The organism is Aeromonas sp. ZOR0002 (genome assembly GCF_963866995.1).
Taxonomy (GTDB): domain Bacteria; phylum Pseudomonadota; class Gammaproteobacteria; order Enterobacterales; family Aeromonadaceae; genus Aeromonas; species Aeromonas caviae.
In genome coordinates, this window is sequence record NZ_CAWMFQ010000318.1 from 1 (window position 1) to 437 (window position 437).

Consider the following 437-nt stretch of genomic DNA (forward strand, 5'->3'; position numbering starts at 1 on the left):
AAATGGCATCAGTGCCAGTCAATATCAAAAAGTCGCCGGAGTTAGTAAGCCCACGGCTACACGCCATCTTGCGCAACTGTTAGATAGGGGGTGCATTGAGAAATTACCTGGTGGCGGACGCAGTACACGCTATCATATCCGCTTGCACACCGAGGGAGTTTGAAAAATCATCGCCATGGAGGCGTTAATTTCGTTTGGTAGATGAGAGCTGCGATTGACGCACCAATGAAGCTCTTTAATTAAATTTTGACGCCATGATGAGAGCCGTCAGGCATATGGACGAATAAACTCAGCCGACAGTCGTGGCTCTCTACTGCCCTTTTGAGTGATAGCAAACCATCGAGAATATCGGGATCTATTTCAGGAACATCACCTGCCCCGAAATTTGAAAGCAATTTGGTCACACTGAGACGTACCAGTTGCTCTTCGGCCAGCGC

At 48.3% G+C, this 437-nt stretch carries 2 protein-coding genes; one reads left to right on the forward strand and one right to left on the reverse strand.

Annotation, left to right across the window (positions count from 1 at the left end; all coding sequences use genetic code 11):
• Positions 1-7: 7 nt before the first annotated feature.
• Positions 8-163 (forward strand): hypothetical protein, encoded by a 156-nt coding sequence (locus tag AACR77_RS23195; protein ID WP_442853381.1) that lies wholly within the window; start codon positions 8-10, stop codon positions 161-163.
• A 76-nt stretch (positions 164-239) separates the two neighbouring features.
• Here AACR77_RS23195 and AACR77_RS17155 read toward each other — a convergent pair.
• The coding region (locus tag AACR77_RS17155) for a hypothetical protein (protein WP_081999487.1) at positions 240-437 on the reverse strand (198 nt) is incomplete at its 5' end.